The sequence below is a fragment of the Serratia sp. A07 genome, from assembly GCF_058725505.1.
Genome location: NZ_JBZXDO010000005.1, coordinates 42107 through 68403 on the forward strand (window position 1 = coordinate 42107; position 26297 = coordinate 68403).

The following is a 26297-nucleotide window of genomic DNA, read 5'->3' on the forward strand; positions in this document are numbered from 1 at the left end:
TCCTGTTAGACTCAACGGCAGAGATCTCAGGATTTTTGCGCGCCGCCCCGCGTGCACAACTACGCCGCTCCGGCACTTTTCTCAACGATTTTCTGATTAATTATGGCAGATTGATGAAAGTAGTCACTCAAGTTGCAGAACAGCGCAAGGCGCTGGAACAGGCCGTTTCTCAGGCGCTGGAGCTGGCCCGCGCCGGTTCCGACGCGGCGGAAGTCGCGGTCACCAAATCGACCGGCATCAGCGTCAGTACCCGCTTCGGCGAGGTGGAAAACGTCGAGTTCAACAGCGATGGCGCGCTGGGTATCACCGTGTATCACCGTCAGCGCAAAGGCAGCGCCTCTTCCACCGATCTCAGCCCGGACGCCATCGCCCGCACCGTGCAGGCGGCGTTGGATATCGCGCGCTACACCTCTGAAGATCCCTGCGCCGGCCCGGCGGAGAAAGATCTGCTGGCGTTCGAGGCGCCGGATCTCGATCTGTTCCACCCGATCGAACTGGACGCCGAGCGCGGCATCGAGCTGGCGGCGCGTGCCGAGCAGGCTTCGCTGGCGGCGGACAAGCGCATCACCAACACCGAAGGCGGCAGCTTCAACAGCCACTACGGCATCAAGGTGTTCGGCAACAGCCACGGCATGCTGCAAAGCTACTGTTCCAGCCGCCACTCGCTGTCCAGCTGCGTCATTGCTGAGCAGGACGGCGATATGGAGCGAGATTACGCTTACACCATCGGCCGTGCGATGGGCGATCTGCACAGCCCCGAATGGGTGGGGCAGGAGTGCGCCCGCCGCACGCTGGCGCGCCTCGCGCCGCGCAAACTGTCGACCATGAAGGCGCCGGTGCTGTTTGCCTCCGAGGTGGCCACCGGGCTGTTCGGCCATCTGGTGGGCGCCATCAGCGGCAGCAGCGTTTACCGCAAGTCGACCTTCCTGCTGGACTCGCTCGGCAAACAGATCCTGCCGGCGTGGCTGACCGTCGAGGAGCATCCGCACCTGCTGAAAGGGCTGGCGTCGACGCCGTTCGACAGCGAGGGCGTGCGCACCCAGCGGCGCGATATCGTCAAGGACGGCGTGCTGCAAACCTGGCTGATGACCAGCTACTCGGCGCGCAAGCTGGGCCTGCACAGCACCGGTCATGCCGGCGGCATCCATAACTGGCGCATTGCCGGGCAGGGCGCGGACTTTGCCGGCATGTTGAAACAGCTTGGCACCGGCCTGGTGGTGACCGAGCTGATGGGCCAGGGCGTCAGCGGCGTTACCGGCGATTACTCGCGCGGCGCCGCCGGTTTCTGGGTCGAAAACGGCGAGATCCAATACCCGGTCAGCGAGATCACCATCGCCGGCAACCTGAAAGACATGCTGCGCAATATCGTCAGCGTCGGCAGCGATATCGAAACCCGCAGCAATATCCAGTGCGGTTCGGTGCTGCTGCCGGAAATGAAGATCGCCGGTCAGTGATCCTCTGCGCGGCCGGTGCCTGCCGGCTGCGCGTTATCCCGCCTCAACCTTGCTTACAAATCTCCGGTTTCGGTTTTGCCCGGCCTTGCCTATGGTAACGGTGGGTTTATTAAAACAATAACTGGAAGGTGAGCAAACATGCAGAATACCCTGAAAGCGTTGGCGGCGTTGACGCTGCTGGCGGCCAGTTCGCTGGCGGCCGCCGCCGATCTGGGCGACGATATGGACACCCTGGCGGAAAACTATAAAACGGTGCTGAATACCGATTCCGCCGCTACCCTTAAACAGAGCCTGCAAAACATGCGCGCCGCCGCGCAGGACGCCAAACAGGGCACTCCGCCGAAGCTGGAGGACAAAGCCGCCGACAGTCCGGAAATGAAAGATTTCCGCCACGGGCTGGATACCCTGATCGGCCAGATCGATCAGGCGCTGGCGCTGGCCAATCAGGGCAAAGTCGCCGAAGCGAAGCAGCTGGCGCAGGGGTTCAAACAGACCCGCGACGCCAACCACAAGAAATTCCGCTAACCCGTCAACCGTCGCGCCCGTCTTCCGTCAGATAGGAGGAGGGCGCCTGCCCCAGCACGCGGCGAAACATGGTTGAAAACGCCGCGCTGCTGTCATATCCCATCTCCATCGCCACCTGCGTTACGCTGCGCCCTTCGGCCAGCAGCGCCAACGCCAGCACCACGCAGGCGCGCTGGCGCCATTGCGAAAACGGCAGGCCGGTCTGCGCGCGAAAGAAGCGGCTGAAGGTGCGGATGCTCATGTACAGACGAGGCGCCCACCGCTGCGCGGAGTCGTGGGCGTCGGGGTGCTGCAAAAAGGCGTGGCACAGCTCGCCCAGCCGATGATCGGCGGGCAGCGGGATGTGCAACGGCAAGGGTTGCAGCCGGGCCAACTCATGCAGCAGCAGCGTTGCCAGCGCTCCGTCGCGCCCGTCTCGCTCATACTCCAGCGGCATATCCACCGCCGCCATCAACAGCTGGCGCATCAGCGGGGTGACGCTGACCACCTGGCAGACCTGCGGCCGTTCGGCGGGCAATGCGCCGGGTTCGAGGTACAGGCTGCGGGTGGTGACGCCGACCATCCTCACCGCGTGCGGCATCTGCGGCGGCAGCCACACCGCATGCTGCGGCGGGACGACCCAATTGCCTTGCTGGGTGAATACGTGCATGACGCCAGTGGCGCCGTACAGCAACTGCGCGCGCCGGTGGCTGTGCATCGGCAGCAGATGCCCCGGCGGGTAGTCGGTGCCGATGGCGATCACCGCGCGCGTTACGTGGTCGATGTCATCAATGCGGACATTGCGCATGTGTCCTCTTTGGCGGGCAGATTGGCCGAAACGCAATGATAGTTGGCCCTTCATATAAAGCAAGCCAACGGCCGTCGCCCTACTATCGGGGCAGAAAAATAACGCTTGTTCGGGGCGCCGCTATTTTATCGGCCAGGCAACCCATGCAAGTTTTCACACCGGGGTGGGACGAACGTTCTCGTTCTCGCAATACAAGAAGTTAATAAGGAATAAAGCGTCATTTTATTCCAACACCTGAAGCAATAGTTCTTAGTGCAGCTCAATGACTATAAGGTGATATTTCATGTATAAGTTCGGTGTGATTGGCGGCGGAGCCGCCGGGATATCTTTTGCGTATAACTTTATAAAAAATAAGTCGGTTAATCATTGCAAAAGACCGCTTTCCCTGAAGGTTTTCGACAAGCAGGGCTTCAAAGGCGGTATGGCATACAGCAGCGATTTTGACAGCCATATATTAAATATGACGCCGGAAAACATGTCGGCGGATATTTTCGACGATGCGCACTTTGTTGATTGGATTGCCATGCATTTCCCGCAGTTTTGCCAGGATCGTTATCCGCCGCGCTGGCTGTATCGGGAATATCTCGATTTTATTCGCGACATGACGATTTATATGGCGGCGGACAGTAATGTGACGCTGAATTTCGTGACCGCCGAAGTGAATGCCATCGCGCCGCACGAAGCCGGCTATCGGCTGACCACCGCCTGCGGCGGCGCCGAGCAGATGAACGCGCTGGTGCTGTGCTCAGGGCACAACCCGCCGGAATGTCTCTATCCGGTGGACGGGGTGATCGCCTATCAGGCCCACCAGGATCTGCCGCCGATCAACCCTTATTCGACCATCGGCGTGATCGGCTGCAGCCTGACGGCGATTGACGCCATCGTAGAGCTGATGGAGCGCCTGGGGGCGACCGACATCTGCGCTTTATCGCGCTCGGGCCTGTTCCCCAGCGTGCAGCCGGCGCTGATGCGTCCGCCGCCGGAGGCGTTTGTGGAGGGGGTGCGGCGCTTTGTCGCCGGCTGCGATTTCATTGACGCGCATCAGCTGGTGCATGCGATCAATGCCGCGCTGGCGCGCCACTATCCGGGGCCGGAGCGGTTGACGGTGCTCTCGGCGCTGGGGGAAAGGCGCGATTGCTATCGCGATCTGGCAGACAGCCTCGATCGCGCGCGTTTTGCCCGGGAGCATATTTGCAGCTATCTGGCGGCGATCCACCCGGCGGTGTGCGCCGCCTGGGTCAAGATGGATGCCAACAACCGGCAGGTCTTCATGCGCTTTTACAACTCCTCCTGGATGCGCAATCGGCACGCCATGCCGATCAAGAACGCCAACAAGATCGTGGCGGCGCTGGAGAGCCAACGCCTGCGCGCCTGCGGCGGCCTGGCGGATATCAGCAAGGGAGCGGACGGGTTTACCCTCCGTTGCCATGAGACGCGGGTGCACGCGCAGTATCTGTTCAACTGCACCACGCCTTCCTATCAACTGCCGCCCAACCGCCTGAGCCATCAGCTGCTGCAAGACGGGCTGGTGCAAGAGAACCTGTTCGGCGGCGTGAAGTGCAACCCGCACACGCTGAAAATCGCCGACCGGCGCGGCCGCGAGCAGCATCTCTACTCGCTCGGCGCGCCCGCCAAGGGCGATCTGTTTTACACCTCGGCGATGGAGTCCATCACGCGGGATATTAGCAAGATCGTGTTTAACAACCCTATTTTCAACGCAAAGAAGGCTGAAGTATGAAAAACGTAGCGCTCTTTGTCGGCAACGACATTTTCTCCTGGCTGGTGTGTCAGGATCTGATCGCCGCCCTGAAAGGCGAGTGTGCCTTTACGGTGTATTTCCCCCTGGCGAAAAGCGCCGGGCGCACGCAGGAGCCGGCTGTTCGCCGCCTGGGGCTGTATGAGCGCGAAGTGCTGAACGATTTCGTGTTCCCGTTCGTGGGCCGCAACGCCGCCGCCTGCGAGGGCGCCTATCAGCCGCCGGCGCTGTTCCTGGCCGCCGCCGGGGTCAAAGCGCATCGCGTTCTCGACATCAACGACACCGCGTTTATCAGCAGCCTGGAGCATATGGATGGGGTGATCTCCCTGCGCTGTTATCAGAAATTCTCCGCCGACTATGTGCGCGCCTTCAGCCGACGCGGCAAGCTGCTCTGGAACCTGCATCCGGGGGATTTGCCGCGCTATCGTGGGGTGATGACGCTGTTCCGCGCGATGATGAACGGTGACAGGGACTGTGCGGTAACGCTGCATGAAATGGATGAGCACTGGGACGCCGGCCCGGTGATCGCCCGCCTGCCCGCCGAGCTGCGTCACGATCTGTCGTTCCTGGAAAACATGATGCTGTTGGGCGTGCAGAGCGGCACTTTCCTGGCGCGCCAGCTGATGCGGGCGGAGCATAGCGAAGCGATAGCGGCGGAAAAGCAGGGCGATTCGCGCTACTGGGGCTTCCCGGACGCGCAGACGCTGGCGCAGGCAGAGCAGGCGGGCATTGAGCTGGTGGACCATGACGCCGTGCGAGAGCAGTATCTGGGGCTGTTCGTCGGCGATCGTTTCCACCCGCTGGCGGGGCAGTTCTGCGCCGGGTTCGACGACTTCGTGCGGGCGCACGGCCATGATTGAAACCTTGATTGTACTGGGTGCCGGTTTTCTGACCGGCATCACCACCATTCTGTTCGGCTTCGGCGGCGGCTTTGTGGTGGTGCCTTTCGTCTATCACCTGATCTCCGCCTCGGGCGAGCAGCCCGGCCAGGCGATGCATATCGCGGTGGCGACCTCGACGGCGGTGATGATCCTCAACGCGAGTTACGCCACGCTGACCAACTGGCGCAGCGGCAACCTGCTGCGTGAAACCATCGTGCCGCTGATCTTTTTCATCGGCATCGGCGCGGCGCTGGGCGCGTTCGCCTCTTCGCTGCTGGCGGACGGCGTGATCCGCGGGCTGTTTGTGGTCTATATGGCAGTGACCATCGCCGACTGCCTGTTCCGCCGGGGTTTTTTGATCAAACCGGCGCGCGCCGAACTGTCCCCCGTTACGCTGTGGGGCGGTGGGCCGCTGATCGGCGGCATCGCCACCCTGCTGGGGGTGGGCGGCAGCGTGATGACCGTGCCGCTGCTGCGCCGCCATGGTTACGACATGAAGTATTGCGTCAGCGCCGCTAATCCGCTGTCGATCCCGGTGGCGGTGATCGGGGCGCTGATGTATATCGTGTTGGGGTGGCACGAGATGAGCGGGCCGCAGTATCTGGGCTACGTCAATCTGAACATTCTGGGGTTGCTGGTGGTCGCGGGGATTGCGGGGATCGTGTTTGCCAGGCGCTGTTTGCCTAAGGTGAGCGATGCGCTGCATGCCAAAATCTACGTGCTGCTGCTGATCGCCGTGCTGATCGCTATTTGCCTCTGAAACAGAAAGGGCGGCCGGATGCCGCCCTGAGAACCGCTTAACGGTGGTATTCGCCCGCCGCTTCCGGCTGGTACAGCAATTCCAGCACTTCAATCCGCGCTTCTTCACCGTTCGGCAATTGCCAGGAGATCTGCTTGCCGACGTGCATGCCGAGCAGCGCTGCGCCCAGCGGCGCCATTACCGACAGCTGATCGTGGCTGTCTTTCAGCGATGCCGGGTAAACCAGCGTGCGCACGTGCTCTTCATCGGTGTGCAGATCGCGAAAACGCACGCGGCTGTTCATGGTCACCACGTTGGCCGGCATTTTCTCCGGCGGCAGGATTTCCGCGCGATCCAACTCGTCGTTCAGCGCGGCGGCGACGTCGGTGTTGGCAAAGGCCGGTTGTTCCAATAGCGCATCCAGGCGTTCCGCATCCAGCTCATTAATAGTAATGATGGGTTTGGTCATTCCACTCTCCAGTCAAATCAAAGGGTGCCAGTCTGTGCACCCATAAATTCGGAAAAACAACACAAAGCAACACCCCCGCGCCAGAGGAGCGGGGGTGTGGGTAATGTCGATTTGTCCTATTGATAGTAGGCGGTTGGGGCGAGAAAAGAAAGAGATCCCGATCACGAAGGCTTTTATCGTCAATCGTGGCAAAAGAAACGGTTAGCCCGGTTATCTATTTGTTATCTCATTGACTTTTTCACCGCCGCGCCGTTTTGCGAAATGGATCCCCGCGCGTCATTCGATTTCCACTTCGAACTGGAAAAAACCGGTCTACACAGAAAATCCTACCGAGGGTAGGGTAAAGACATCACAGAAAGCGGGTTATTCAGGTGATGCGCTTTACGGCTTACTGATTAATGTAGGATCTAGGGGTACTGAAAAGTGAATGATGGATCTGCTTCGATAAAAGAAATTGAACAATCCGATGTCAGCGAAGCCGGAGCGATCGCTGCTCGGGTGTTGGCGGATATTACCGCGATGCTGAATGCTGAAAATATTTATACCAATGCGGTGCAGCAACAGATGCTGGAATCGCATATTCGCGCCATGGTGCTGCGTTCAATAACCGGTGAGCCGTTGCCGGAGGTGGATAAATCGTTGTTCGACGAAATCTCTGCCGAATCCATGCAAATGGCGGAGCGCGTGGTGAATCAGTTTGGCACATTGCCTATCGAAGAAGCCTATTTGCTGTCAGTGCACTTCGAAGTGGCGAAAGATAATAACGCATAGCGGTTAACGCATCGATTTCAATCAGGAGAATATACCATGGGTCAAATTACCGTAGTGATCGGCGATCGTCTGGGCAAAGGGCAAAAAGTTGGCCAAGGCGTTGAAAGCGCAGGCGGAAAAGCGGTAGTCATCCCCGGCGTCGCGGCGGACATGAAGCTCGGCGACGTCATGAAAGCGGAAAACGCGCAGCTGGGCATCTCTTTTTGCGGCAGCGGCGGCGCCGGCGCGATTACCGCGCAAACCAAACACGGCTACAAGGCTAAATATGGCATGCGTTCGGTGGAAGAGGGCGTGACGGCAATTAACGAAGGCTACAACGTGCTGGGCTTCGGCTTTATGGATAAAGAAGAGCTGGGCCAGAAACTGGTGGAAGCCTACGTCAAAAAACATGGCAATCCATAATGAAAGAGCAATATACCACATCGGTAAAGGTGGAGGGTAAAGGCGACAGCAAAGCGAAAGCTTTTGCTTCCGCCTTGGCTAATGTGCAGGGAGCGGTATTAAAGTCCACCAACAATATTCTGCTGCGTATCGAGCCGCAGGACGTCAGCGTAGTGAAAGCGGAAGAGAAAATAACTAAAGAGAAATTTCTTTTCTTCTTTTTGCCGCGTGAAAGAAAGCGCTATGCCGTTTCTCTGGAAATAACCGTGAACGTAACCATTATCAATACCGAGAAGGTTGTCTTCGTCACGAAATAAAAACGTTAGCATAAATGAAAGGGTATACTGATGTTTTTAATCATCTTATTTAAATCGATTATTATCGGTGGGCTGGTGGGGGTCGGCGTAGGGGCCGGCGCCGCGCGCATGTTCCACGCACCGACAACACAGGGCATGGGGGCGTTTCGCACCCTGGGCGAGCTGAATTCCTGCGAGGGCGATCCGGCTTCCCACTTCTCATTCGGTCTGGGCTTCTTCTTCAACGCCTGGGCGTCTTCCGTGGCGGCGGGCTCCTTCACGCAGGACGTCGACCACCGCATCATCCCGCACTGGGGTGCGGCGGCCCTGATGGTCAAGAACCGCAATCTGGCGCAAACGCTGCACGATCCGAAAAAAATGGCCATTGCCTGCGGCATCATCGGCATGCTGGTGGTGGCGTTCCTCAATACCACCGCTTCCGCCGTGCCTGCCGCGCTGCAGGTCACCGCGATCAAGGTGCTGGTGCCGGCGGCCAACCTGCTGGTGAACACCGTGATGCCGGTGATCTTCTGGCTGGCGGCGATCGACGCCGGCCGCCGTTCCGGCTTCTGGGGCACCATCTTCGGTGGCCTGGCGCAGCTGATCATGGGCAACGCCGTACCGGGCCTGGTGCTGGGCATTCTGATCGGCAAAGGCGTGGAAGAGAGTGGCTGGAACAAGATCACCAAGATCATGATGGCGGTGATCGTGCTGCTGTTCGTGCTGAGCGGCTTCTTCCGCGGCTTCGACATGAAAGTTCTCGAGTCCTTCAGCCTCGGCGTGCCGGGCTGGCTGGACGCCATTCACAACACCCTGAGCGGTAAATAAGGAGCGGGATGATGGAAGAGCAAACCCAAAAAGGCTTCTGGTACGCCGACTGGTCATTCCCGATTTTTGTTGGCCTGCTGTCCTCCGGCGTGTTCGCCGGGACGCACATGTACTACCTGTACGGCATCGGCGCCTTTAACGAAGTGGCGTTCGTTTCCATGCTGCGGGCGGGGATGGATACCGGCGTGTATGGCGCGGTGGCGGCGTTCGGCGCCAGCTTCCTGTTCGCGCGCATCATCGAAGGTTCGCTGGTGGGGATCCTGGACATCGGTGGCGCGATCCAGACCGGCGTCGGGCTGGGCGTACCGGCGCTGCTGCTGGGGGCCGGCATCGTGTTCCCGGTCGCCAACTTCGCCGCTTCGCTGGCCACCGGCCTCGTCATCGGCCTGGCGATCGGTTACGTGATCATCCTGGCGCGCAAATTCACCATCAATCAGAGCAACTCCACCTACGGGGCGGACGTGATGATGGGCGCGGGCAACTCGTCGGGCCGCTTCCTCGGGCCGTTGATCATCCTGTCGGCGATGACCGCCTCGATCCCGATCGGCATCGGTTCGCTGCTCGGCGCGCTGCTGTTCTATATCTGGGGTAAACCGATCACCGGCGGAGCGATCCTCGGCGCGATGATCCTGGGGGCGATCTTCCCGGTAGCCATTTCTTAAGAGGCCTGCGCCAGGCGCCGCCCGATGCTGCGGCGGCGCCCGGGCTAACAGGAGCAATGCGGTATGTATGACTTAGTAATCAGAGGTGCCAGACTGGCGGACGACACGCTGATCGATCTGGCGGTGAAAGACGGCAAAATAGCCTCGGTCGGGCGGTTGGCGGCGGACGTCAGCGCCGTTCGCCAACTGGATCTGGCGGGCAACTGCCGCCTGAGCGCCGGTTGGATCGATGCGCACGTGCACTGCTATCCCGACTCGCCGATTTACCATGACGAGCCCGATCGGGTCGGCGTCGCCAGCGGTGTCACCAGCGTGGTCGATGCCGGCAGCACCGGCGCCGACGATATCGACGCCTTTTATCAGCTGACGCGCAGCGCCAAAACCAACGTGTTCGCCTTCCTCAACATCTCGCGCATCGGCCTGCTGCGGCAGAACGAGCTGGCGGAGTTGACGGATATCGACAAGCACGAGGCCGGCCAGGCCATCGCCAACCATCCCGGTTTTATCATCGGCATCAAGGCGCGCATGAGCAGCAGCGTGGTGGGCAAGAACGGCACCCGGCCGCTGGTGTTGGCCAAAGAGATCCAGCGGGAAAACCGCCAGCTGCCGCTGATGGTGCATATCGGCAACAACCCGCCGAATCTGGACGAGATCGCCGATCTGCTGACCCGTGGCGACATCATCACCCACTGCTACAACGGCAAACCGAACCGCATTCTGACGCCGGCGGGCACGCTGCGCGAGTCGATCCAGCGGGCGCTGCGGCGCGGCGTGTTGCTCGACGTGGGGCACGGCACCGCCAGCTTCAGCTTCGAGGTGGCGCGCCAGGCGATCTCGCTGGGCATTTTGCCGCATACCATCAGCTCAGATATTTACTGCCGCAACCGCATGAACGGGCCGGTGCACAGCCTGGCGACGGTGATGTCCAAATTCTTCAGCGTCGGCCTGACGCTGCCGCAGGTGATCGCCTGCGTGACGGAGAACGCCGCGTCGGCGCTGCAGCTGAGCGGCAAAGGGCGGTTGGAGCCGGGTTATGACGCCGATTTCACGCTGTTTGAACTGCGCCGCGAACCGCAGGTGTTCGCCGACGCCGAAGGGCAAACCGCCGAGGGCGAACAGCTGTTGGTGCCGCTGGCCGCGGTGGTGGCCGGGGAAATCCTATTAACCGAACAAGGGGAGGCAGCCCATGTCTTCGATTTATGAAAAATACGGTTTGAAGCAGGTGATCAACACCTCCGGCCGCATGACCATTCTCGGCGTTTCCACGCCGCGCCAGGACGTGATTGACGCCGTTGACTACGGCCTGAATCACTATTTCGAAATCAAGGATCTGGTCAACAAGACCGGCGCCTACATCGCCGATCTGCTCAACGTGGAGGACGCGGTGATCGTTTCCTGCGCCTCGGCGGGCATCGCCCAGTCGGTGGCGGCAGCGATCGTCAAAGATAACGCCAATCTGCTGGTGAACCTGCACTCGGCGCCGATCGCCGTGCCGCGCGAGATCGTGTTGCCGCGCGGTCACAACGTCAACTTCGGCGCGCCGGTGGACACCATGGTGGCGCTGGGTGGCGGCAAGGTGGTGGAGGCGGGCTACGCCAATGAATGTTCGCCGGAGCAGATTGAAGCCTGCATCACGCCGCAGACGGCGGCGATCCTGTACGTCAAATCGCACCACTGCGTGCAGAAAAGCATTTTGTCCGTCGAACAGGCGGCGGTAGTGGCGCGCAAGCATAACCTGCCGCTGATCGTCGACGCCGCGGCGGAAGAAGATCTGATGTGTTACTACCAGATGGGGGCCGATCTGGTGATCTACAGCGGCGCCAAAGCCATCGAGGGGCCGACCAGCGGTCTCGTGATCGGCAAGAAACAGTACGTCGAGTGGGTGAAGCTGCAGTCCGGCGGTATCGGCCGGGCGATGAAGGTCGGCAAAGAGGGCATCCTCGGCCTGACGCAGGCGATTGAAAGCTATCTGACGCTTGAGAAAACCACCGGGCAACAGATGGTGGCGCGGATGACGCCGTTCCTCGACAGCCTCAACACCCTGACCGGCGTCAGCGCCAAAACCGTCTGGGACAGCGCCGGCCGCGATATCGCCCGCGCCGAGATCACCTTCGACGAAGCGGTGCTGGGGCGGTCGACCTATGACATCGTTCAGGCGCTGAAAACCGGCGATATTGCCATCTACTTCCGCGGCTACAAGGCCAACGAGGGCAAGATTGAGGTCGACGTGCGCAGCGTCGACGAGCAACAGCTGATGACCGTCTTTAGCTGTATCAAGAACCTGTTTACGGAGAAACAAGCATGAAGCTGCAGCCTAACTACTATCGCGACCGCGTCTGCCTGAACGTGCTGGCCGGCTCCAAAGCCAACGCGCAGGACATCTACGCCGCGGCGGAAGGCCATGTGCTGGTGGGCGTACTCTCCAAGAACTACCCGGACGTCGACAGCGCGGTGACCGACATGCTGCGCTATGCGCGCCTGATTGAAAACGCGCTCTCGGTCGGCCTGGGCGCCGGCGATCCGAAACAGTCGGCGATGGTCAGCCTGATCGCTCAGCAGGTGCAGCCGCAGCACGTTAACCAGGTGTTTACCGGCGTCGGCGCCAGCCGCGCGCTGCTGGGCCAGAACGACAGCGTGGTCAACGGCCTGGTATCGCCGACCGGCCGCGTCGGCTGGGTGAAGATTTCTACCGGCCCATTGAGTGCCGCAGCGCCTGACGGCATCGTGCCGGTGGAAACCGCCATCGCCTTGCTGAAGGACATGGGCGGCAGCTCGATCAAGTATTTCCCGATGGGCGGCCTGAAGTGCAAGGACGAATACCAGTACGTAGCCAAGGCCTGCGCCGAGCATGACTTTATGCTGGAGCCGACCGGCGGCATCGATCTGGAGAACTACGAGCCGATCGTCGAGATCGCGCTGGCGGCCGGCGTGAAACGCGTGATCCCGCATATCTACAGCTCGATCATCGACGCCGCCAGCGGCGACACGCGACCGCAGGACGTGAAAACCCTGCTGGCAATGACCAAAAAGCTGGTGGGCTGAACGCGCAATGGGATGAGGTATGCCCTAAATAATTGGAGTTGCTTCCCGGCGGCAAGAGCATGAGTCCCCAGGAGCTTACTTAAGTAAGTGACTGGGGGGAGTGCTTGCAGCCAACACAGAAGTAACTTCAAGTATGACGGGATAACGCTGGGAGGCGAAGGTTTTCCCGTGGCGCGGCATGCCGCGTCGCCGTTAGCTATAGCCTATAGCTTTCAAGTTGCAGCTAGGCGGCAAGCGCAGGAGCCCCAGGAGCTTACTTAAGTAAGTGACTGGGGTGAGTGCGGGCAGCCAACAACGCTGCAGCTTGAAAGATGACGGATATATACTGAGGATTACTATGCGAAACTGGCAGACTCCAACCCGACGCACCGCGTTGTTCCTGGCGCTGCTGGCCGTGACCGGCCCGGCGCTGCATGCTGAGGATGCAATGAATTCCATGTCATCTCATTTCGCCTATATCGGCACCTACAATCCCAACGGCGAAGGCGTTTATCGGGTGCAGGTCGATCCGGCCAGCGGCGCGCTGAGCCACACTACGCTGGTCAGCAAAGTGCCGAATCCGGCGCAGCTGACGCTGGGCGCCGATGGCAAGACGCTGTATGTCGCCAGCGAAGTGGCCGATTTCAACGGCGGCAAACACGGCGGCATCACCGCTTACCGGGTCAATCCTGCCGACGGCGGCCTGACGCAGCTCAACCAGGTAGATTCGCAGGGGGCGGGGCCGGTGTATCTCTCATCGACGCCGGACGGGCGGCATCTGCTGGTGGCCAACTACGTCAGCGGCAGCGTGGCGGCTTTCCCGATCGAAGCGGACGGCAGCCTGGGCGCCGCCAGCTCGGTGCAGCAACAGCAGGGCCCGGCGGGCGCGGCCAAACCGGCGGCGGCGGTGAACGGCAGCTTCGCCATCAGCGATCACAATGGCCCGCATGCCCATATGATCGCCAGCGATCCGAGCGGCAAGTTCGTGTTCTCCACCGATCTGGGGTTGGATCGCATCTACCAATGGCGCTTTGACGCCGCGAGCGGCCGGCTGACGCCGAACGATCCGCCGTGGATCGCCGCCTCTTCCGCCGGCGCGGGGCCGCGTCACTTTGTGTTCCATCCGGACGGCGAAACCGTGCTGCTGGTGAACGAAGAGGCCTCGACGTTGACCAGCTACCGTTTTGATCGCCAAAAAGGTACTCTGAAACAACTGCATGCGGTTTCCGCACTGCCCGCCGACTATCAGGGCACCAGCTTCGCTTCGGGGCTGGCGCTCAGCAAGAACGGCGACACGCTGTACGTCGCCAACCGGCTGCATAACAGCATTGCCCAGTTCAGCGTGGGCGCCGGTGGTGAGTTGAAGCCGGTGGCGGAAACCTGGACCCGCGGCGATTACCCGCGTTCGCTGGCGCTGAGCCCGGATGGCCGCTATCTGTATGCGTTGAACCAGCGCAGCGATAACGTTACCCGTTTCAGCGTAAATCCGACGGACGGCAAACTCAGCTTTGTGGGCGGCTATCTGCCGATCGGCAGCCCCTCGCAAATGGCGTTCCTGCCGCCGCCGAAGTAACCCGTGGCCCGCCCGGTTCACCGGGCGGGTTGCCTGATTGACGGACACAGAATGGTGCGATTTCCTTACCCGCGTTTGGCTTACTTGTTCGATGCTTTGCAAACCGAGACTTTGCCGCAGGATGAGCTGGCGAAGCGTTTCGCCGTGTCCACCCGCACGGTGCGGGCGGACATCACCGCGCTGAACGAGATTCTGGACAAATACGGCGCGCGTTTCGTGCATAGCCGCGGGGCCGGCTATCGCCTGCAGGTCGATAACGCCGCGCTGTTCAGCGCTCTGCAGCATCAGGAGCGCCGCAAGCACGCCACCCCGCGCAGCGCGCAGGAGCGAGTGCATTATCTGCTGGTGCGTTTTTTGACCTCAGCCTTCTCCCTTAAACTGGAGGATTTGGCCGACGAGTGGTTCGTCAGCCGCGGTACGTTGCAAAACGACATGGCTGAGGTGAGAGAGCGTCTGGCGCACTATCAATTGACGATCGAAACCAAGCCGCGCTACGGCATGAAGCTGTTCGGCGCCGAGATGGCGATCCGCGCCTGTCTCACCGATCTGCTGTTCCAGCTGCAGCTGGCCGACGCCGAGAACCCGCTGCTCAACAACGAGATCCTGCTGCAGCCGCAGGTAGCGGCGTTCGCCGGATTGCTGCACCCGCTGCTGTCGCAATATGCCATTCGCCTGACCGACGAGGGCGAGCAGTACCTGATCTTCTACTGCGCGGTGGCGCTGCGGCGCATCAACGACGGCTATCCGCTGCCGGACTTCGAGGTGGAAGACGGCGACGACGCGGTGCGTCAGGTGTCGACCCGCCTGGCGGCGGAGCTGCGTTCGGCCTCCGGTAAAGAGATCTCGATGGCCGAAGAGGCCTATTTGCGGGTCAACATTGCCGCACGGCGCGTGCAGGACGTGCAGCCGACCGAGATCAACGCCGACGATGAAGAAGCGCTGGTGGACTACATCCTGTCCTACATCAACGCACACTATAACTACAACCTGCAGGGCGACGAGCAGCTGCGGGCCGATCTGCTCACCCATATCAAGACCATGATTACGCGGGTGAAATACCAGATCAATATCCCCAATCCGCTGTTGGCCAACATCAAGCAGCACTATCCGATGGCTTACGACGTGACGCTGGCGGCGGTCTCCAGCTGGGGCAAATACACCCCCTATACCCTGAGCGAGAACGAAATCGGCTATCTGGTGCTGCACATCGGCGTGGGGCTGGAGCGGCATTACAACATCGGTTATGAGCGCCACCCGCAGGTGATGCTGGTGTGCGATACCGGCAACTCGACGGTGCGCATGATCCAGGCGCAGATTGCGCGCAAGTATCCGCAGCTGGTGATGACGCGCATTGTCTCGCTGCGCGATTACGAGATGCTTGAGCATATCGATGAAGACTTCGTGATTTCCAACGCCCGCATCGGCGAAAAGAACAAGCCGGTGGTGGTGATGTCGCCGTTCCCGACCGATTACCAACTGGAGCAACTGGGCAAGCTGGTGCTGGTGGATCGCACCCGACCGTACATGCTGGAGAAGTTCTTCGACGCCGAGCATTTCATGGTGCTCAACGAGCCGTTGACGCAGGCGGAGCTGTTCAGCCGGGTGTGCGGCCAGCTGGAGCGGGAAGGGTACGTCGGCGCGGACTTCTATCCGTCGCTGGTCGAACGCGAGGCGATCGTTTCCACGCTGCTGGGCGAGGGCATCGCGCTGCCGCACTCGCTGGGGCTGCTGGCCAAAAAGACCGTGGTGGTGACACTGTTGGCGCCGCAGGGCGTCGCCTGGGGAGAAGGCGAGGTCGCGCACGTGATTTTCCTGCTGGCGATCAGCAAGAGCGACTATGAAGAGGCGATGGCGATCTACGAGCTGTTCGTCACCTTCGTGCGTGAACGCTCAATGAGCCGCCTGTTGGGCAGCGACAGCTTCGACAGCTTTAAAGCGGTGGCGCTGGACTGCCTGAGCCGGAGTTAAGGGGGCTAATCTGCTTCCGGCAGAAAGAGGGCCGGGGGCAGATTGAAGCGTTTGGCCAGCGCCATAATGTGCGGAATGGTCAGCGATCTTTTGCCGCTTAGGATTTGGTTGACCAACGACTTTTTGCCGATCTCATGTTCAAAATCACTTTGGCTGAGTTGGTGCTGTTCCATCAATACGCGAAGCGCGGCCACCCCCTGCGGGAGTTGGGCGATACGCTGGTTGAATGCGGTAAACTCGGCGCCGTTATCTTCATATTCGGCGATCTTTTTTGCCAGCATGTCAATCAGCGGATGGTGTTCATCGTTTTCCAGCAGATATTCCACCAATTCGAGCGCTTCCCGGTAGTCTTGCTGAGAACCGCTGCCCTGCAATAAGGGCACGGCGCGCAGCAGCGCATCGGCGGCCTTAATGGCATCTGTAATCATGATGAACTCCTTCGATAGTGCTGCATCAGCTTGTCGTACTCGGCGTGGCTAACAATGTGCTTTATGAATACTTTCTGTGTCTCAAAGCTGGCAAAGAACAAAATTCGCAGGTGGTTGCCGCCGACGTCAATGACCCACCATTTCTCTTTGTATTTCATACGATCGAGCGAAGGAAAAAGCGCTTTTAACTCGTCCGGCGTGCGGAACTCGCCGCGTCGCAACGTTTTATAAATGGCCTCGAGAGCAGCGGCTTCATTAGGGTATTGCTTCGTTGCGTTATTGAACGGTTCCCTGGAAATGATATGCATCGTTCCCTCGATTCCTGCCTGGTGAACATTATAGCGGCTGCCTTAGGTGTTCACAAATTGTAAACTTATCATCCCCGCTCGCAGTGAGAGGGAAATACCCGGCTGCAGCCCGTTTCTGTCGTGGCACACTATTGCGGTTAGCGCCGTGATGGTAAATCCATGCCTCGCATTTACAGGCAGTTACTGCTGATTTTGGAAGCGGGTACGCAAAGTGAAAAGCGGGAGGTTGTGTCAGGGATAGGAGGCAAAGGGAACGAACGCGCCGGTACGACGCATTCGCGAGAGGGCTTCAGCGGCTAATCTTCATCAAACCCGGAGTTGAACAGCTCGACCACCGCCGCCAGCGCGTTGACTTCATCGGGGCCGGTCGCTTCGACTTCGATGTGCCGACCCTGGGCGGAGTCCAGCATCAGCAGCGCGATGACGCTGCTGGCTTCGGCTTCGGTGCCGCTTTCGTTGCGCAGCATCACTTCGGCGTCGAAGCTTTGCACCAGTTCGAACAGTTTCATCGCCGGGCGCGCGTGCATGCCCAGCTTGTTTTTGATTTCAACCGTCTGTTTGACCGTCATTGTTTGCGCTTTTCCAGCGTGCGGTGGCGCGATTGCACGTTCTTGCCGCGCGAGCGGAAGTAATCGGCCAGCTGTTCCGCCACGTACACCGAACGGTGTTTGCCGCCGGTACAGCCGATGGCGACCGTCAGGTAGCTGCGGTTGTTGGTTTCCAGCATCGGCAGCCACTGTTCCAGATAGCTGCGGGTCTGGTAAATAAAGTTATGCACTTCGGTATGGCGATCGAGGAACGACGCGACCGGCTTGTCCAGACCGGTCATCGGCCGCAGCTTCGGATCCCAGTGCGGGTTAGGCAGGAAGCGCACGTCGAACACGTAGTCGGCGTCGATCGGGATGCCGTGTTTGAAACCGAAGGATTCGAACACCATGGTCAGCTCGCGCTCACGCTTACCCAGCAGGCGGGTGCGCAGCATTTCGGCCAGTTCGTGCACCGACATTTCCGAGGTGTCGATAATCAGGTCAGCCCGCGAGCGCAGCGGTTCGAGCAGATCGCTCTCTTCGTCGATGGCGCTTTCCAGCGACAGGTTCTTGCTGGAGAGCGGATGCAGGCGGCGGGTGTCGCTGTAACGGCGGATCAGCGTGTTGCGATCGGCGTCGAGGAACAGCAGCTGCGGCGAGAAGCTGTCCGGCAGCTGAGTCATCGCGTATTCGAACACTTCCGGCGATTCCGGCATGTTGCGCACGTCGATGCTGACCGCCGCGGAGATATTGCGTTCCGCCAGCGTGTTGGCGAGCTGCGGCAGCAGCACCACCGGCAGGTTGTCAACGCAGTAAAAACCCATGTCTTCCAGCGCCCGCAAGGCGACGGATTTTCCGGAACCGGAACGGCCGCTGACAATCATCAGCACCATGTGGCAACTCCCCTGGCATCGCGGCGGCGTTCATCGCCACCGGTGGAAACTTTGTTATTCCGGCCGCAGCCGGATCCATCATCGTGAAACAGTAGCGTTATCCGGGCTGGAAGTCACGCCGGCCGGGCCTCACTCGGTGATGATTTGGTAAAGCTCTTCGTCGCTCTGCGCGGCGCGCAGACGGCGGCATACGGTTTTGTCGGCCAGGCGTTTGGCGACCAGCGACAGGGTATGCAAATGGGTTTTGCACTGATCGGCAGGCACCAGCAGCGCGAACAGCAGGTCGACCGGCTGGTTGTCGATAGCGTCGAAAGCGATGGGTTGGTCGAGACGGATAAACACGCCAACGGCCCGCAGTGTGTCCTCTTCCAGTTTGCCGTGGGGAATGGCGATACCGTTGCCGATACCGGTGCTGCCCATGCGCTCCCGGGTGAGAACCGCGTCAAACACCACCTGCGAAGGCAGATTGAGCTGTTTGGCGGCCAGTTCGCTGATAATTTCCAAAGCCCGCTTCTTGCTGGTGCAGTGTACCGAGCTTTTGGTGCACTCGATGTTTAACACCGAGCTTAATTGCATATATTCGTTGTTCATCTCATCTTCACTTAAAACCGCGCCGCCGGGCGCACCCGGCAAGGCGGTTTTTCGTCGGTTTTAACCCTGATTACCGTTCGGCGCGTCACCCATGCGGGTCACGCGCCGAAGGGCGAGGCTGCGACGGAGGCAACCTCACGGAATGGGTTAGGGTGTCAGTGTTGCTTCAATTTGTCTTTATGTTTGTTCAATTGACGTGCCAATTTGTCGATCAGCGTATCAATTGCGGCATACATATTCTCGTCTTCCGAGGTGGCGTGCAACTCGCCTCCATTCACGTGCACCGTTGCTTCCGCAATTTGCTGCACTTTTTCCACACTTAATACAACATACACCTGATTGATGCGATCAAAATACTGTTCGAGTTTGGCGAACTTGTTGTTCACGAACTCGCGCAACGGATCGGTGATTTCGATGTGGTGTCCGGTAATGTTGAGCTGCATAGTGTCTTCCTTCTCAATAGAGGTCAAACCAACTGTTTACGCTGGTTCGACGGCGGGATGGACAAAGACTCTCGGTACTTGGCGACGGTGCGCCGCGCCACGATGATCCCCTGATCGGAAAGCAGGGTGGCCAGCTTGCTGTCGCTGAGTGGTTTGGCGGGGTTTTCCGCCGCAATCAATTTCTTCACCAACGCGCGGATCGCCGTCGAGGAGGCTTCGCCGCCGCTGTCGGTATTCACGTGGCTGGAGAAGAAATATTTCAATTCGAAAATGCCGCGCGGGCTGTGCAGAAACTTCTGCGTGGTGACGCGCGAGATCGTCGATTCATGCATCTCCACGGCCTGGGCGATATCCGCCAACACCATGGGTTTCATAAACTCTTCGCCTTGCTCGAAGAACGCCTGCTGTTGGCTGACGATGCAGCGGGTGACCTTCAGCAGCGTCTCGTTGCGGCTCTCCAGGCTTTTAATCAGCCACTTGGCTTCCTGCAGGTTGCTGCGGATGAACTGGCCGTCGGCTTCGCTGCGGGCGTTGTTGCCCAGCGCGGCGTACTGCTGATTGATCTTCAAACGCGGTATGCTGTCGCCGTTAAGCTCGACCGTCCACGTGTTCTGCGTCTTGCGCACCAGCACGTCCGGGATCACGTACTCCGATTCGCCGGTATTGATCGACTGCCCCGGGCGCGGATCGAGCGACTGAATCAGCAGCATCGCTTCTTTCAGTGTATCTTCTTTTAGCCGGGTTGATCGCATCAGGCTGCGAAAGTCGTGGTTGGCCAACAGATCCAGATGGTCGCTGATGATCAGCCGCGCTTCGGCCAGATAAGGGGTGTCTTTGGCGTATTGGGAGAGCTGCACCAGCAGGCAATCGCGCAGATCGCGCGCGGCGACGCCGATCGGATCGAAACGCTGCACGCGCTTCAACACCGCCTCGACTTCCTCGAGGGTCACGTTCTCGTCGCCCAGGCTTTCCAGAATGTCTTCCAGCGGCACGGTGAGATAACCGGTGTCGTCCACCGCGTCGACGATGGAGGTGGCGATGGCGGCGTCGGTATCGGAGAACGGCGTCAGATCCACCTGCCACATCAGGTAATCCTGCAGCGTTTGGGTAGTCTCGCCCTGATAGACCGGCAGCTCGTCGTCGCTGTAGTCGGTGCCGGTGCCTGACGGCGTGCCGGCGGTGTAGATCTCATCCCAGGTGGCGTCCAGCGGCAGCTCTTCCGGCATGTCTTTTTGTTCCAGCGCCTCGCGGGTATCGAGCCCCTCGGTTTCCTGGGTTTCTTTGGCGTCGATTTCGTCGTGCAGATCGGTCTGTTCAAGCAGTGGATTGCTCTCCAGCGCCAGCTGGATCTCTTGCTGAAGCTCAAGCGTGGACAACTGCAGCAGGCGGATCGCCTGCTGGAGCTGAGGAGTCATGGCCAGCTGTTGGCTGAGCCTGAGTTGCAAACCTTGCTTCATAGTCTTCTGTCTACTTCCGTTAACGGTGTCGCCCCGCAGGGCGCGCCGGCGCTCAGAGGCGGAACTCTTCGCCCAGATAAACGCGTTTAACCTGCTCGTCGGCCAGAATAGCATCCGGCGTGCCGTGGGCAATCAGTTTGCCCTGGCTGACGATGTAGGCGCGTTCACATACGTCCAGCGTCTCGCGCACGTTGTGGTCGGTGATCAGCACGCCCAGGCCGCTGTCACGCAGGTGCTCGATGATTTTTTTGATGTCGATAACGGAAATCGGATCCACCCCGGCGAAGGGTTCGTCCAGCAGAATGAATTTCGGGTTGGCCGCCAGCGCGCGGGCGATTTCGACGCGGCGGCGTTCACCGCCGGACAGCGCCTGGCCGAGGCTGTCGCGCAGATGGGAGATGTGGAACTCTTCCATCAGCTCTTTGGCGCGGTCTTCGCGTTGTTCGCTGGTGAGGTCGGGGCGAATCTCCAGCACCGCCATCAGGTTGTCGTACACGCTCAGGCGGCGGAAGATCGACGCTTCCTGCGGCAGGTATCCGATGCCGCGGCGCGCGCGGGCGTGCAGCGGCAGCAGGCTGATGTCTTCTTCGTCGATCACGATGCGCCCGGCGTCGCGCGGCACGATGCCGACCACCATGTAGAAGGTGGTGGTTTTACCGGCGCCGTTCGGCCCGAGCAGGCCGACGATCTCGCCGGATTTCACTTTCAGGCTGACGTCTTCGACAACTTTACGGCCCTTGTAGGCTTTCGCCAGGTTTTCTGCGATGAGTGTTGCCATAAGTGATTAGTTACTCTTTTTTTGCCCGTTTTTGTCTTGCAACTGCGACGGTACCAGAACCGTTGTCACGCGTTTGCCTTTATCGCTGAACGCCTGCATTTGCTGCTGTTGCACCAGATAGGTGATGCGATCGCCTTTCACGTTGCTGTCGAGCTGCTCCAGATAGGCGTTGCCCGTCAGGGTCACCAGCTGGGTCGCCACGTCGTAACGCACTTTCTGCGCGTGGCCTTTGACCGGCTTGCCGCTGTCCTGCATCTGGTAGAAGGTTACCGGGTTGCCGAACGCTTCAATATAGGTCTTATTCTGATCTCCGCCCGGACGGGTGACCACCACCTTGTCGGCACGAATATCGATGGTGCCTTGCTTGATCACCACGTTGTCGGTGAAGGTACTGACGTTGCTTTGCATGTCCAACGACTGCTTGAGCGAGTCGATGCTCACCGGCTGGCTGGAGTCGGATTTCAGCGCCAGTGCGGGGGCGCTGGCGGCCAAAACTAAGCTGCCGAGCAACAGGTTACGGAGTTGGTTTTTGGTTCTGAATTTCATAGTTGGTCTTAACCTTATCAATCAGCTCAGCGGTTTTGGTCCGCAGGTTCCCACGCATTTTCATGCCGTTAGAGGTAAAATTGGTCCCGTAAAGCGTGACTTCGTCATCGGAGGTGACGTCCTGGGTGACCAGGTTTACCTGAGCGTTGTCCGTCTTAATTTTTTCCAGCTGCGAGGTGGTGGTCAGGCTGTTTACCTCGACGTGACCATACAGATACAGCATCCGGTCTTTAGTCAGTTTGGCGCGATCGGCGCGAACTGACCAGGTGGCCACCGCATTCTCATCGAACAGCGTCATCACCGGCTGGGTGAACCAGCTCAGCTCGCCGGCGGTGTAATACTTCGCGTCTTCCGCCACCAGTTTGTAATTCAGCTTGCCGGCCGGGTTGTACACCACGGTGACCGTGTGCTGGCTCTGGTAAGTCGGATCCTGATCGTTGACCGGGCCAGGGGCCGTCTCGTCGCTGAAGTCCGTCATGTTCCAGCCGATCAGCGCCAGAACGATCACCGTCAACAGGATGGTGATCCACAGTTTGGTTTTACTCATATCGACAGCCCTTTGGCGTCCTCCAGCTTATTTTGAGCCAAAAGAATGATGTCGCACAGTTCGCGCACCGCGCCGCGGCCGCCGGCAATGCGGGTGACGTAGTGGGCGCGCGGCGTCAACAGCGGGTGGGCGTCCGCCACCGCGACCGCCAGGCCGACCTGCGCCATCACCGGCCAGTCGATCAGGTCATCGCCGATATAGGCGACCTGATCCGCCGTTAACGACAGTTTATCCAACAGTTCGCGGAAGGCCAAAAGCTTATCGGATTGCCCCTGATACAGATGGGTGATACCGAGCGTCTGCGCGCGGTCTTCCAGCAGCTTGGCGGAGCGGCCGGTGATGATCGCCACTTCGATGTCCGAGGTTTTCAAGCAGCGGATGCCGTAACCGTCGCGCACGTTGAACGCCTTCAGTTCTTCACCGTTGTTGCCCATGAAGATCAGGCCGTCCGACAGCACGCCGTCAACGTCGCAAATCAACAGGCGGATGTTCCCGGCACGCGCCATAACCTCTTGTTCTACCGGCCCGTAGCAGGTTTCTACCATACCCATTCCGTTCTATTCCTTAATTAAACGACGCCGGCGCGCAGCATGTCATGCATATGTACCACACCCAGCAACTGGTCGCCATCGGCAACCAGCAGCGCGGTGATGTGGCGTTGTTGCATCAGGTTCAATGCATCGACCGCCAGAATATTGGGGCGCACCCGCACGCCGCCCGGCGTCATGACATCGGCGATCTTCGCCTCGTGCAGGTTGATGCCCATGTCGAACACCCGGCGCAGGTCGCCATCGGTGAAGATGCCGGCGATTTTCATCAGATCGTCGCAAATCACCGTCAGGCCCAGATTTTTTCGGGTAATTTCCAGCAGCGCGTCGCGCAACGAGGCGTCGGCGCTGACGTGGGGCATTTCGTCGCCGCTGTGCATGATATCGCTAACCCGCAGCAGCAGTTTGCGGCCGAGTGCGCCACCCGGATGCGACAGCGCGAAATCTTCCGGCGTGAAACCGCGCGCTTTCAGCAGCGCGACGGCCAGCGCATCGCCCATCACCAGCGTGGCGGTGGTGCTGGTGGTCGGCGCCAGCCCCAGCGGGCAGGCTTCCTGCGGCACCTTGATGCACAGGTGGATATCCGCCGCTTTGCCCATCGAGCTTTCCGGATTGTTAGTCATACAGATGAGGGTGATCTGCTGGCGTTTCAATACTGGGATCAGCGCCAGGATCTCGCTGGACTCGCCGGAGTTGGAGATGGCGAGCACGATGTCCTGCGGGGTGACCATGCCCAAATCGCCATGGCTGGCCTCCGCCGGGTGAACGAAGAATGAGGGGGTGCCGGTGCTGGCGAAGGTCGCGGCGATCTTGCAGCCGATATGGCCGGATTTGCCCATGCCCATCACCACCACTTTGCCGCCGCAGGCGGCGATCGTTTCGCAGGCGCGGGTGAAGTCTGCGTTGATGTAGCTGTCGAGCTGAGCCAGCCCTTCACGCTCTATCTGAAGCACTTCTTTGCCGGCCTGCTGAAAATCGAAGCCCGGTTGCAACTCAATGTTCGACATACTCATTCCCGTCGGTTTAGCCGAAAGTACTGAAAGGGTTAAAGAACAGCACCGCAAGATACGCAATAAAGCCGCATAATAACAGCGCGCCCGCCAGGTGGCCGATGCGGTGTTTGCGGCCGATGCACAGCACGCTCAGCAGCACGCTGGCCGCCAGCATCACCCAGTAATCGCGCTGGAAGGCGGCGGTGTCCACGCTACCCGGCGATAGCAGGGCGGGGACGCCCAGCACGATCACCGTGTTGAAAATATTGGAGCCGATGATATTACCAATCGCCATATCATCCTCGCCCTTCAGCGCCCCGGCGATGGAGGTGGCCAGTTCGGGCAGGCTGGTGCCGATGGCGATAATGGTCAACCCGACCACCAGTTCGCTCAGGCCGAAATAGTGCGCAATCACCGTCGCGTTATCGACCACCATCCTGGAAGAGAGCGGCAGAATGATAAACGCCAACACCAGCCACAGCACCGCCACGGTGTTGCTGCTGTCCTGCGGCAGCTCGGCGATCTGTTCCATGGTCAGGCTGTCGCTGCCCTCGCGCTGCGCCAGCCGGGCGATTTTCAGCATCAGCAGGATGAAGCCGGCGGCGGCGGCCAGCAGCAGCACGCCGTCCAGCCTGCTCAGGGTGCCGTCCATCAACACGAAACCGCACAATACTGTGACCGCTAACATCAGCGGCAGTTCGCGCCGCAGTATCTCGGAGCGCGCGGCCAGCGGGTGAATCAGCGCCGCCACGCCCAGGATCAATAAAATGTTGGTAATGTTGGAACCTAATACGTTGCCAACGGCCATATCTATCTGCCCGTTCAGCGCGGCGGTGGTGGACACGATCAGCTCCGGCAGCGAAGTGCCGATGCCGACGATGGTCATGCCGATGATCAACGGCGGGACGCCGAGCGAGCGGGAAATCACGGCAGCACCATAAACTAAGCGGTCTGCACCATACACCAGTAGAAATAAACCAACGATTAATAATGCTATCGCGAGAAACATGCAGGGTCCTTTGTCGGGTATTATCCCGGTTCGTTGGTTAAAGCCGTCAATGCGGCGGTATTGCTTGCCCTCCGTTGCGCGCGCTAGAGCTACAGCAACGGTTTTTCCCGGCTAATAGTTGAACAGTTTCGTTTTTTTTCGTTATGGCGCCAATTTTGACCGGGTGGCGCGGAAAAGTAAAACCAATGGCACCATTGGGCGCGAAATGGCAGTAAGTTTTTGTAAAGATGAGACGGATTGCGCCCATTGCTTTAACATCACGGGTAGATTCAGCAACAGATGAGTCGTAAAGGGTCCATTAACATGCTCCATAAGGCAGATAATTTGGTCGAAGTGCGTGACATGAGCTTCTCGCGCGGCGACCGGCGGATATTTGAAGACATCAACCTGACGGTGCCCCGAGGCAAGGTCACGGCAATCATGGGGCCATCGGGCATCGGCAAAACCACGCTGCTGCGCCTGATTGGCGGCCAGCTGACGCCGGACAGCGGGGAGATTTGGTTCGACGGCGACAACATTCCCGCGTTGTCCCGCCGTCAGTTATACGACGCGCGCAAAAAGATGAGCATGCTGTTCCAGTCGGGCGCGCTGTTCACCGATTTGACCGTATTCGAAAACGTGGCCTACCCGCTGCGCGAGCACAGCAACCTGCCTGAACCCCTGCTGCGCAGCACGGTGCTGATGAAGCTGGAGGCGGTAGGGCTGCGTGGCGCGGCCCAGCTGATGCCCAATGAGCTTTCCGGCGGCATGGCGCGCCGGGCGGCGTTGGCGCGCGCGATCGCGCTGGACCCTGAGATGATCATGTTCGACGAACCCTTCGTCGGCCAGGATCCGATCACCATGGGGGTGCTGGTCAAGCTGATCGATGAGCTGAACCATGCGCTGGGCATTACCTGCATCGTGGTGTCGCACGACGTGCCGGAGGTGCTGAGCATCGCCGACTACGCCTACATCGTGGCCGATCACCGGGTGATCGCCGAAGGCACCACGCAGCAATTGCAGAACAATCCTGATGCGCGCGTGCGCCAGTTCCTGGATGGTATAGCGGATGGGCCGGTGCCGTTCCGCTATCCGGCCGGGGATTATCAGACCGAACTGCTAGGCTTAGGGAGTAAATAA

General features: G+C 59.9%; 31 protein-coding genes. 16 read left to right on the top strand and 15 right to left on the bottom strand.

Annotation, left to right across the window (positions count from 1 at the left end):
* The first annotated feature begins 113 nt into the window (after window positions 1–113).
* Together pmbA and cybC are read left to right on the top strand one after the other, a co-directional pair.
* A complete protein-coding gene (gene pmbA, locus AC4PR2_RS07210) occupies window positions 114–1454 on the top strand; it encodes a metalloprotease PmbA (RefSeq protein WP_060424635.1) in 1341 nt (446 codons plus the stop codon).
* Window positions 1455–1592: 138 nt separating this feature from the next.
* Window positions 1593–1979, top strand: coding sequence for a cytochrome b562 (cybC, locus tag AC4PR2_RS07215; protein WP_060440969.1), 387 nt, complete (start codon window positions 1593–1595; stop codon window positions 1977–1979).
* Window positions 1980–1983: 4 nt separating this feature from the next.
* Here cybC and AC4PR2_RS07220 read toward each other — a convergent pair whose 3' ends face one another.
* Entirely contained in the window at window positions 1984–2766 is a 783-nt protein-coding gene (locus AC4PR2_RS07220) for an AraC family transcriptional regulator (protein ID WP_060440970.1), read from the bottom strand.
* 283 nt (window positions 2767–3049) lie between these two features.
* Here AC4PR2_RS07220 and AC4PR2_RS07225 point away from each other — a divergent pair, with 283 nt between their 5' ends.
* Genes AC4PR2_RS07225 through AC4PR2_RS07235 form a run of 3 tightly spaced genes read left to right on the top strand, consistent with a single transcriptional unit; the run spans window position 3050 to window position 6163 of the window.
* Window positions 3050–4504 (top strand): FAD/NAD(P)-binding protein, encoded by a 1455-nt coding sequence (locus AC4PR2_RS07225; RefSeq protein WP_060440971.1) that lies wholly within the window; start codon window positions 3050–3052, stop codon window positions 4502–4504.
* Window positions 4501–5382, top strand: a complete 882-nt coding sequence (locus AC4PR2_RS07230; protein ID WP_197803614.1) for a formyltransferase family protein — start codon at window positions 4501–4503, stop codon at window positions 5380–5382. Before AC4PR2_RS07225 ends, AC4PR2_RS07230 begins: the two co-directional genes overlap by 4 nt.
* Window positions 5375–6163 carry a sulfite exporter TauE/SafE family protein gene (locus AC4PR2_RS07235; RefSeq protein ID WP_060424644.1) on the top strand — a complete coding sequence of 263 codons (789 nt, stop codon included), beginning with the start codon at window positions 5375–5377 and terminating at the stop codon, window positions 6161–6163. The genes AC4PR2_RS07230 and AC4PR2_RS07235 overlap by 8 nt, the downstream gene beginning before the upstream one ends.
* A 37-nt stretch (window positions 6164–6200) precedes the next feature.
* Here AC4PR2_RS07235 and rnk read toward each other — a convergent pair whose 3' ends face one another.
* Window positions 6201–6611: a nucleoside diphosphate kinase regulator gene (rnk, locus tag AC4PR2_RS07240; protein WP_004936993.1), complete on the bottom strand. Its 411-nt coding sequence runs from the start codon at window positions 6609–6611 to the stop codon at window positions 6201–6203.
* A gap of 444 nt (window positions 6612–7055) precedes the next feature.
* On the opposite strand from rnk, the gene AC4PR2_RS07245 reads away from it, so the two are divergent.
* The 10 genes from AC4PR2_RS07245 (at window position 7056) to AC4PR2_RS07290 (ending at window position 16111) form a co-directional block, all read left to right on the top strand.
* The gene (locus AC4PR2_RS07245; protein ID WP_369803947.1) at window positions 7056–7382 is read left to right on the top strand and encodes a glycine dehydrogenase; all 327 of its coding nucleotides are present in this window, start codon (window positions 7056–7058) and stop codon (window positions 7380–7382) included.
* A gap of 36 nt (window positions 7383–7418) precedes the next feature.
* The gene (locus tag AC4PR2_RS07250) at window positions 7419–7784 is read left to right on the top strand and encodes a glycine-rich SFCGS family protein (RefSeq protein WP_019453148.1); all 366 of its coding nucleotides are present in this window, start codon (window positions 7419–7421) and stop codon (window positions 7782–7784) included.
* Window positions 7784–8080, top strand: coding sequence for a DUF4312 family protein (locus AC4PR2_RS07255; protein WP_047729783.1), 297 nt, complete (start codon window positions 7784–7786; stop codon window positions 8078–8080). Before AC4PR2_RS07250 ends, AC4PR2_RS07255 begins: the two co-directional genes overlap by 1 nt.
* A 30-nt stretch (window positions 8081–8110) precedes the next feature.
* On the top strand, window positions 8111–8887 hold the full coding sequence (locus AC4PR2_RS07260) for a DUF4311 domain-containing protein (RefSeq protein ID WP_004937006.1): 777 nt from the start codon (window positions 8111–8113) through the stop codon (window positions 8885–8887).
* An 11-nt stretch (window positions 8888–8898) separates the two neighbouring features.
* Window positions 8899–9549, top strand: a complete 651-nt coding sequence (locus AC4PR2_RS07265) for a DUF4310 family protein (RefSeq protein WP_048234891.1) — start codon at window positions 8899–8901, stop codon at window positions 9547–9549.
* 63 nt (window positions 9550–9612) lie between these two features.
* The gene (locus AC4PR2_RS07270) at window positions 9613–10752 is read left to right on the top strand and encodes an amidohydrolase/deacetylase family metallohydrolase (RefSeq protein WP_060440973.1); all 1140 of its coding nucleotides are present in this window, start codon (window positions 9613–9615) and stop codon (window positions 10750–10752) included.
* Entirely contained in the window at window positions 10736–11854 is a 1119-nt protein-coding gene (locus AC4PR2_RS07275; RefSeq protein WP_049273708.1) for a DgaE family pyridoxal phosphate-dependent ammonia lyase, read from the top strand. The genes AC4PR2_RS07270 and AC4PR2_RS07275 overlap by 17 nt, the downstream gene beginning before the upstream one ends.
* Window positions 11851–12591 (top strand): 2-dehydro-3-deoxy-phosphogluconate aldolase, encoded by a 741-nt coding sequence (dagF, locus tag AC4PR2_RS07280; RefSeq protein ID WP_033648993.1) that lies wholly within the window; start codon window positions 11851–11853, stop codon window positions 12589–12591. The genes AC4PR2_RS07275 and dagF overlap by 4 nt, the downstream gene beginning before the upstream one ends.
* 337 nt (window positions 12592–12928) lie before the next feature.
* Window positions 12929–14143 carry a lactonase family protein gene (locus AC4PR2_RS07285; protein ID WP_087763586.1) on the top strand — a complete coding sequence of 405 codons (1215 nt, stop codon included), beginning with the start codon at window positions 12929–12931 and terminating at the stop codon, window positions 14141–14143.
* Window positions 14144–14194: 51 nt separating this feature from the next.
* Window positions 14195–16111, top strand: coding sequence for a BglG family transcription antiterminator (locus AC4PR2_RS07290; protein WP_089186491.1), 1917 nt, complete (start codon window positions 14195–14197; stop codon window positions 16109–16111).
* A gap of 5 nt (window positions 16112–16116) precedes the next feature.
* Here the strand turns inward: AC4PR2_RS07290 and AC4PR2_RS07295 are convergent, their stop codons facing one another.
* The 13 genes from AC4PR2_RS07295 to AC4PR2_RS07355 form a co-directional block, all read right to left on the bottom strand.
* Entirely contained in the window at window positions 16117–16539 is a 423-nt protein-coding gene (locus AC4PR2_RS07295; protein WP_049198530.1) for a helix-turn-helix domain-containing protein, read from the bottom strand.
* Window positions 16536–16847 carry a type II toxin-antitoxin system HigB family toxin gene (locus AC4PR2_RS07300; protein ID WP_060424659.1) on the bottom strand — a complete coding sequence of 104 codons (312 nt, stop codon included), beginning with the start codon at window positions 16845–16847 and terminating at the stop codon, window positions 16536–16538. The genes AC4PR2_RS07295 and AC4PR2_RS07300 overlap by 4 nt, the downstream gene beginning before the upstream one ends.
* Before the next feature lie 296 nt (window positions 16848–17143).
* Entirely contained in the window at window positions 17144–17416 is a 273-nt protein-coding gene (gene npr, locus AC4PR2_RS07305) for a PTS phosphocarrier protein NPr (RefSeq protein ID WP_004937034.1), read from the bottom strand.
* Complete coding sequence (rapZ, locus tag AC4PR2_RS07310) at window positions 17413–18267, bottom strand: RNase adapter RapZ (protein WP_015379177.1); 855 nt, start codon at window positions 18265–18267, stop codon at window positions 17413–17415. Before rapZ ends, npr begins: the two co-directional genes overlap by 4 nt.
* Window positions 18268–18396: 129 nt before the next feature.
* Window positions 18397–18858, bottom strand: coding sequence for a PTS IIA-like nitrogen regulatory protein PtsN (gene ptsN, locus AC4PR2_RS07315; protein ID WP_016930212.1), 462 nt, complete (start codon window positions 18856–18858; stop codon window positions 18397–18399).
* Between the two features lie 155 nt (window positions 18859–19013).
* Window positions 19014–19301 (bottom strand): ribosome hibernation promoting factor, encoded by a 288-nt coding sequence (gene hpf, locus AC4PR2_RS07320; RefSeq protein ID WP_004937038.1) that lies wholly within the window; start codon window positions 19299–19301, stop codon window positions 19014–19016.
* Between the two features lie 23 nt (window positions 19302–19324).
* Window positions 19325–20758 (bottom strand): RNA polymerase factor sigma-54, encoded by a 1434-nt coding sequence (rpoN, locus tag AC4PR2_RS07325; RefSeq protein ID WP_169318788.1) that lies wholly within the window; start codon window positions 20756–20758, stop codon window positions 19325–19327.
* Window positions 20759–20810: 52 nt separating this feature from the next.
* On the bottom strand, window positions 20811–21536 hold the full coding sequence (gene lptB / locus AC4PR2_RS07330; RefSeq protein ID WP_004937040.1) for an LPS export ABC transporter ATP-binding protein: 726 nt from the start codon (window positions 21534–21536) through the stop codon (window positions 20811–20813).
* A 6-nt stretch (window positions 21537–21542) separates the two neighbouring features.
* On the bottom strand, window positions 21543–22082 hold the full coding sequence (gene lptA, locus AC4PR2_RS07335) for a lipopolysaccharide ABC transporter substrate-binding protein LptA (RefSeq protein ID WP_025304377.1): 540 nt from the start codon (window positions 22080–22082) through the stop codon (window positions 21543–21545).
* Window positions 22051–22629, bottom strand: coding sequence for an LPS export ABC transporter periplasmic protein LptC (gene lptC / locus AC4PR2_RS07340; protein ID WP_038879652.1), 579 nt, complete (start codon window positions 22627–22629; stop codon window positions 22051–22053). The genes lptA and lptC overlap by 32 nt, the downstream gene beginning before the upstream one ends.
* Window positions 22626–23180, bottom strand: a complete 555-nt coding sequence (gene kdsC, locus AC4PR2_RS07345; RefSeq protein ID WP_021505108.1) for a 3-deoxy-manno-octulosonate-8-phosphatase KdsC — start codon at window positions 23178–23180, stop codon at window positions 22626–22628. The genes lptC and kdsC overlap by 4 nt, the downstream gene beginning before the upstream one ends.
* A gap of 17 nt (window positions 23181–23197) precedes the next feature.
* On the bottom strand, window positions 23198–24184 hold the full coding sequence (gene kdsD, locus AC4PR2_RS07350; RefSeq protein ID WP_038879650.1) for an arabinose-5-phosphate isomerase KdsD: 987 nt from the start codon (window positions 24182–24184) through the stop codon (window positions 23198–23200).
* 16 nt (window positions 24185–24200) lie between these two features.
* Window positions 24201–25178, bottom strand: coding sequence for a calcium/sodium antiporter (locus AC4PR2_RS07355; RefSeq protein ID WP_004937053.1), 978 nt, complete (start codon window positions 25176–25178; stop codon window positions 24201–24203).
* Between the two features lie 303 nt (window positions 25179–25481).
* Here AC4PR2_RS07355 and mlaF point away from each other — a divergent pair, with 303 nt between their 5' ends.
* On the top strand, window positions 25482–26297 hold the full coding sequence (gene mlaF, locus AC4PR2_RS07360; RefSeq protein ID WP_038879647.1) for a phospholipid ABC transporter ATP-binding protein MlaF: 816 nt from the start codon (window positions 25482–25484) through the stop codon (window positions 26295–26297).

Excerpts from the sequence above, each read along its gene's own strand:
- rpoN (WP_169318788.1), bottom strand. The coding sequence starts at position 20,758 with ATGAAGCAAGGTTTGCAACTCAGGCTCAGCCAACAGCTGGCCATGACT.
- AC4PR2_RS07230 (WP_197803614.1), top strand. The coding sequence starts at position 4,501 with ATGAAAAACGTAGCGCTCTTTGTCGGCAACGACATTTTCTCCTGGCTG.
- AC4PR2_RS07260 (WP_004937006.1), top strand. The coding sequence starts at position 8,111 with ATGTTTTTAATCATCTTATTTAAATCGATTATTATCGGTGGGCTGGTG.
- pmbA (WP_060424635.1), top strand. The coding sequence starts at position 114 with ATGAAAGTAGTCACTCAAGTTGCAGAACAGCGCAAGGCGCTGGAACAG.
- cybC (WP_060440969.1), top strand. The coding sequence starts at position 1,593 with ATGCAGAATACCCTGAAAGCGTTGGCGGCGTTGACGCTGCTGGCGGCC.
- lptB (WP_004937040.1), bottom strand. The coding sequence starts at position 21,536 with ATGGCAACACTCATCGCAGAAAACCTGGCGAAAGCCTACAAGGGCCGT.
- kdsD (WP_038879650.1), bottom strand. The coding sequence starts at position 24,184 with ATGTCGAACATTGAGTTGCAACCGGGCTTCGATTTTCAGCAGGCCGGC.
- AC4PR2_RS07295 (WP_049198530.1), bottom strand. The coding sequence starts at position 16,539 with ATGATTACAGATGCCATTAAGGCCGCCGATGCGCTGCTGCGCGCCGTG.
- ptsN (WP_016930212.1), bottom strand. The coding sequence starts at position 18,858 with ATGAACAACGAATATATGCAATTAAGCTCGGTGTTAAACATCGAGTGC.
- lptC (WP_038879652.1), bottom strand. The coding sequence starts at position 22,629 with ATGAGTAAAACCAAACTGTGGATCACCATCCTGTTGACGGTGATCGTT.
- AC4PR2_RS07235 (WP_060424644.1), top strand. The coding sequence starts at position 5,375 with ATGATTGAAACCTTGATTGTACTGGGTGCCGGTTTTCTGACCGGCATC.
- npr (WP_004937034.1), bottom strand. The coding sequence starts at position 17,416 with ATGACGGTCAAACAGACGGTTGAAATCAAAAACAAGCTGGGCATGCAC.
- AC4PR2_RS07225 (WP_060440971.1), top strand. The coding sequence starts at position 3,050 with ATGTATAAGTTCGGTGTGATTGGCGGCGGAGCCGCCGGGATATCTTTT.
- AC4PR2_RS07250 (WP_019453148.1), top strand. The coding sequence starts at position 7,419 with ATGGGTCAAATTACCGTAGTGATCGGCGATCGTCTGGGCAAAGGGCAA.
- mlaF (WP_038879647.1), top strand. The coding sequence starts at position 25,482 with ATGCTCCATAAGGCAGATAATTTGGTCGAAGTGCGTGACATGAGCTTC.
- AC4PR2_RS07220 (WP_060440970.1), bottom strand. The coding sequence starts at position 2,766 with ATGCGCAATGTCCGCATTGATGACATCGACCACGTAACGCGCGCGGTG.
- AC4PR2_RS07275 (WP_049273708.1), top strand. The coding sequence starts at position 10,736 with ATGTCTTCGATTTATGAAAAATACGGTTTGAAGCAGGTGATCAACACC.
- lptA (WP_025304377.1), bottom strand. The coding sequence starts at position 22,082 with ATGAAATTCAGAACCAAAAACCAACTCCGTAACCTGTTGCTCGGCAGC.
- AC4PR2_RS07255 (WP_047729783.1), top strand. The coding sequence starts at position 7,784 with ATGAAAGAGCAATATACCACATCGGTAAAGGTGGAGGGTAAAGGCGAC.
- kdsC (WP_021505108.1), bottom strand. The coding sequence starts at position 23,180 with ATGGGTATGGTAGAAACCTGCTACGGGCCGGTAGAACAAGAGGTTATG.
- AC4PR2_RS07300 (WP_060424659.1), bottom strand. The coding sequence starts at position 16,847 with ATGCATATCATTTCCAGGGAACCGTTCAATAACGCAACGAAGCAATAC.
- AC4PR2_RS07285 (WP_087763586.1), top strand. The coding sequence starts at position 12,929 with ATGCGAAACTGGCAGACTCCAACCCGACGCACCGCGTTGTTCCTGGCG.
- AC4PR2_RS07355 (WP_004937053.1), bottom strand. The coding sequence starts at position 25,178 with ATGTTTCTCGCGATAGCATTATTAATCGTTGGTTTATTTCTACTGGTG.
- AC4PR2_RS07290 (WP_089186491.1), top strand. The coding sequence starts at position 14,195 with ATGGTGCGATTTCCTTACCCGCGTTTGGCTTACTTGTTCGATGCTTTG.
- dagF (WP_033648993.1), top strand. The coding sequence starts at position 11,851 with ATGAAGCTGCAGCCTAACTACTATCGCGACCGCGTCTGCCTGAACGTG.
- rapZ (WP_015379177.1), bottom strand. The coding sequence starts at position 18,267 with ATGGTGCTGATGATTGTCAGCGGCCGTTCCGGTTCCGGAAAATCCGTC.
- AC4PR2_RS07265 (WP_048234891.1), top strand. The coding sequence starts at position 8,899 with ATGGAAGAGCAAACCCAAAAAGGCTTCTGGTACGCCGACTGGTCATTC.
- hpf (WP_004937038.1), bottom strand. The coding sequence starts at position 19,301 with ATGCAGCTCAACATTACCGGACACCACATCGAAATCACCGATCCGTTG.
- rnk (WP_004936993.1), bottom strand. The coding sequence starts at position 6,611 with ATGACCAAACCCATCATTACTATTAATGAGCTGGATGCGGAACGCCTG.
- AC4PR2_RS07270 (WP_060440973.1), top strand. The coding sequence starts at position 9,613 with ATGTATGACTTAGTAATCAGAGGTGCCAGACTGGCGGACGACACGCTG.